Below are 3,702 nucleotides of genomic sequence, written 5' to 3'. Positions count from 1 at the left end.
ATTTTTATGCCGATCTGCTGCTTGCGTCGGACGGACGACGCCTGCTCAGTTTCCAGCACAAAACAGCCCGATAAAAATAATACTAAAAAGTAAAGCATTAATGCACGACTTATGAAATAATCAAAGCTCAGATAGACAAAAAGCCTGTAATTTATTATGTAATAAATACAGGCTTAACAATTACCCCCTAGGAGAATCGAACTCCTGTTCCAAGAATGAAAATCTTGTGTCCTAACCACTAGACGAAGGGGGCATATAAAGTGTATTTATTATATATAATTTTATTTCCTTTGTCAATATTTTTTAATTATTTTCTTGATTTATGTTCCTTTTTTGGTATTCTGTATATTTCACTGCTAAATAAGCAATTATGTCATCATATCCTCTTATATAAGCAGAATCTAAAGGATAACGTCCTAAGTTATCCATAATAAACATATTTGCTTTGCCTTGCTCCATCAGATATTTTACTAAATCTAGCTTACCATTAATAACAGCTATATGTAATGGAGTCAGTCCATCTTTATTTTCGATATTTACTTGAGCGTTATTTGCTAGCAATTGAGTAACAATTTCTAAATTTCCTTGTTCTGCAGCAAGGTACAGTGGTGTTTTTCCTTGTGAATCAGCAGACGAAACAACAGCTCCCTTGTTGAGTAAGCTAGATACTATTCCCTCAAACCCCATCCGTGAGGCTTCATGCAAAGGAGTACGTCCAAATTTTGTCCGCACATTGGGAGAAACACCTATTGATAACAAAAAATCTACCACTGGTTGATTACCTAGAAGAACTGCTTCAAATAAAGGTGTCCAATTATTATTGTTTCTTTCTTGGATATTAGCTCCGTTATCAATAAGGAGATTAACCAATTCTGGAGATGACTTGCCAGCAGCTATATGAAGAGGTGTCGAGCCGAATTTGTCTTTTCTGTTAACATCTGCACCTTGAATAAGAAGATATTTCAAAGCATCGATATTATTATAGAATGCAGCCAAGTGGACCGCATTATATCCTTTATCATCGGTTTGATAAATACTGATTCCTTGATTCAATAGTTCTGCAGTTGCTTCATAACCGGGAAAAAACATAGCTTTATGCCATGCAGTATTAGTAGCAGGTTGAGTTGCTACTTTAATGTAATGATTGGTAGTCAGGTCAAAGCCTGAAGGTACCATCGAAAGATCTTTATATGGCTGCAAGTTGGAAATGACAGTCTGTTGGGTAGCTTGAGCCATCTGCCCAGCGGCCAAAATTTTTAAAATATCAGTAAGTCCTTGAATATTTGCAATCCAAAGCGCCGTTTGCCCTAGATTATCTTTAATCGAAACGGTAGCATTTGATTCTACCAATATCTGAACTGCAGATAAATTTGTTTTTACAGTAGCCAAATGTAAAGGAGTTTGCCCATTATTGTTCATGTGATTAATATTAATTCCTTGGCCAATCAAATAGGAAGTAATATCTGCATTGGGATATAAAACTGATAAATGAAGCAGATTATTGCCATTTTCATCAGTCTGCAATAAAAGATTAGGATTTCGACCAATGAAAAGCTCTACATCTCCTAACCTTCCTTTAATTATAGCCGTGCTTACGTCAATAGACAACGGCGCAAGCGATGGAATATAAATAATAGTTGTATTTGTAACTTCAATGCGTGTATTTCCGGATAGAGGTGAAATTTTGTTGGTAACATAATTTGTGATATAGTTTGTAATTTCAACAACTTCTTCCACAATGTTTACAGGAGGTTCCTCAGAGATATTTTCCGCAGAATCAGTATATTCTACTGCATATTCTTCATAATCTTGAGAATGTAAAGAAAAAGGAAGAAAAATAAATATTATAAAAACTATTTTTTTCACTATATTCTCCATTGTTAATGTGGATTTTATTATACAATGGAATAAAAAAATATACAAATATTAAGATGCTGTCATTATAAATGATGATAATTAATAATATGGAAATGGGCATCTATAATAACAGGGATCCATATATTTTTCAGTTCCCAACTTATTTTATTGGAAAATTCGGGATTTTCAATGATAGAACGTTGAAATAATACAGGATCTTCTATATATAATAATTTACAAAAATCAACCATAAAATAAGCCCATGCATTTTCTCTGACATCATAACGTTGTTTTATCTTGTGAATCATGTGTAATATTTATTTAACTGAAGGGGAAAATAAGTTAATAGCATCATATCAAAAAGGACAGGAAAATATGAAAATCTCTATAAATTAAATAAGCAGTATAAAACACAAACAAAGGAAAATTGATAGGATGCAAGAACAAGTAATAAAATCTATAGGGTTTTTTCTTTATTGATGTAGCCAATGAATAGGGGGTTGATAGTTGCTTAACAAATTGCAGGATATACTCTTATAAAACAACATCAAGTTCTCGTGATACATCCTACTTAAAACATACTCGAACACCTTTTGAATCCGTCGTAATAATTGGTAATAAAATAAGTGATTCTTCTTACCTTATCCTATTTGTATTGTAAGATATGCTATAATATTATAAATTTTATATATTTAAGGATAAAGTATGAAACTCTTAAAACAAGAGCTAAAAATAGCAAAAATTCCACGACTTACTATTCATCAATTTGCTATTAAACTGGGAGAGTATAATTCTATTGTAGCTATAAAAGCTCAAGAAAGTTTCTCCGAAGGAAATCTTAAAAACGACTATCATAGTCTGCAAGCTTCGTCGGCATGATTCTTTGCGAGGATCGAGGTTGGTATTTGCAGCAATATCTACGGCTCTGTTGCCCAGGTGGTTGAAACCGTTTGAGTTTTCTTTATATAGGCTTCCAAATTCGACACTATCATTTGTTTGGCCAATCCATTATTAAGCAGATTTCTTGCTTTTTTTTTCCAACAATGCCAACATACATTGCTCCTGAATCTGTTATATTTAGATAAGTGAAAGTATCATTATAGACTATTTGAACTTGTTTGGAAAACGTGCACGCAAAACTGGTAATGATAACTTTGTGGATTTCCAACTTCCACAATAGTTAGCATATACTCCAAGAATTTGTAGCAGTTCTATATGGGTATTCGGAATTGTCCTCGAAACGTTTAATATATTAGTTTGCTTAAACGCATCGGCCTAAGGAATGAAAATTTTATCGCCTTCGAGTCGGTCTGAGAAAGGATTAAAAGCCTTATGTGCTTCATGAATGAAAGACAAATTTCTGATTCATGCAAACCGTCTCCAAAAGAGAGCCAGATCTGTTTCAAAAACGGCCTTGTTAAGATTTGAAATAAAAAATATCCCATTCTCAACACGGACAGCTTTCAAGAAGTAAAAGGTTTTTATAATAATTGCTATCGAGTACAGTCATCTTATGCTCTTTTCTGAGATCAAAATCCGTTGTGCTTCTTCTATTGGAAAGAGTTATCGACTTCGTATCCTAGGATTTATAAAACTTTTGTTACGAAAGGTGAATAGTTAAGACAGCTCCCATTCTTTCAGAACGTAAAATTCTTGTTCCAGATTTCGAATATCTTCTGAAAAAAGGGGGAGGGAGGCCATAGAGATCCTCGCAGCAGTATGTGGAAAGATTTTAGATTTGGTCGGCGAAGAAGAGATTTCGGTCGCGGACGAGGCGTTTTTCTGCATTGGCATTGGGGATCCGGAGCTTTTTATCGGAAAAAGAAATGCAGAATTGCAAGAACT

General features: G+C 33.9%; 3 protein-coding genes and 1 tRNA gene. 1 reads left to right on the top strand and 3 read right to left on the bottom strand.

What is annotated here, in order from left to right; genetic code table 11:
* Window positions 1-181 precede the first annotated feature (181 nt).
* The 3 genes from BM018_RS07440 to BM018_RS07735 all read right to left on the bottom strand — a co-directional run bounded on the left by BM018_RS07440 (window position 182) and on the right by BM018_RS07735 (window position 2,165).
* Window positions 182-253 (bottom strand) — tRNA-Glu (locus BM018_RS07440).
* Between the two features lie 50 nt (window positions 254-303).
* Complete coding sequence (locus tag BM018_RS07435) at window positions 304-1,866, bottom strand: ankyrin repeat domain-containing protein (protein WP_159428246.1); 1,563 nt, start codon at window positions 1,864-1,866, stop codon at window positions 304-306.
* A 74-nt stretch (window positions 1,867-1,940) separates the two neighbouring features.
* Window positions 1,941-2,165 carry a hypothetical protein gene (locus BM018_RS07735; protein WP_143280480.1) on the bottom strand — a complete coding sequence of 75 codons (225 nt, stop codon included), beginning with the start codon at window positions 2,163-2,165 and terminating at the stop codon, window positions 1,941-1,943.
* A 397-nt stretch (window positions 2,166-2,562) separates the two neighbouring features.
* Here BM018_RS07735 and BM018_RS07925 point away from each other — a divergent pair, with 397 nt between their 5' ends.
* Window positions 2,563-2,736: a hypothetical protein gene (locus BM018_RS07925; protein ID WP_159428245.1), complete on the top strand. Its 174-nt coding sequence runs from the start codon at window positions 2,563-2,565 to the stop codon at window positions 2,734-2,736.
* The last annotated feature ends 966 nt before the right edge of the window (window positions 2,737-3,702 follow it).

The organism is Brevinema andersonii (assembly GCF_900112165.1).
Taxonomy (GTDB): Bacteria; Spirochaetota; Brevinematia; order Brevinematales; family Brevinemataceae; genus Brevinema; species Brevinema andersonii.
This window is presented reverse-complemented; position numbering and strand designations above follow the sequence as displayed.

What these genes read in the sequence shown, in the direction of transcription:
- BM018_RS07735 (WP_143280480.1), bottom strand. Translation starts at nt 2,165, where the DNA reads ATGATTCACAAGATAAAACAACGTTATGATGTCAGAGAAAATGCATGG.
- BM018_RS07925 (WP_159428245.1), top strand. Translation starts at nt 2,563, where the DNA reads ATGAAACTCTTAAAACAAGAGCTAAAAATAGCAAAAATTCCACGACTT.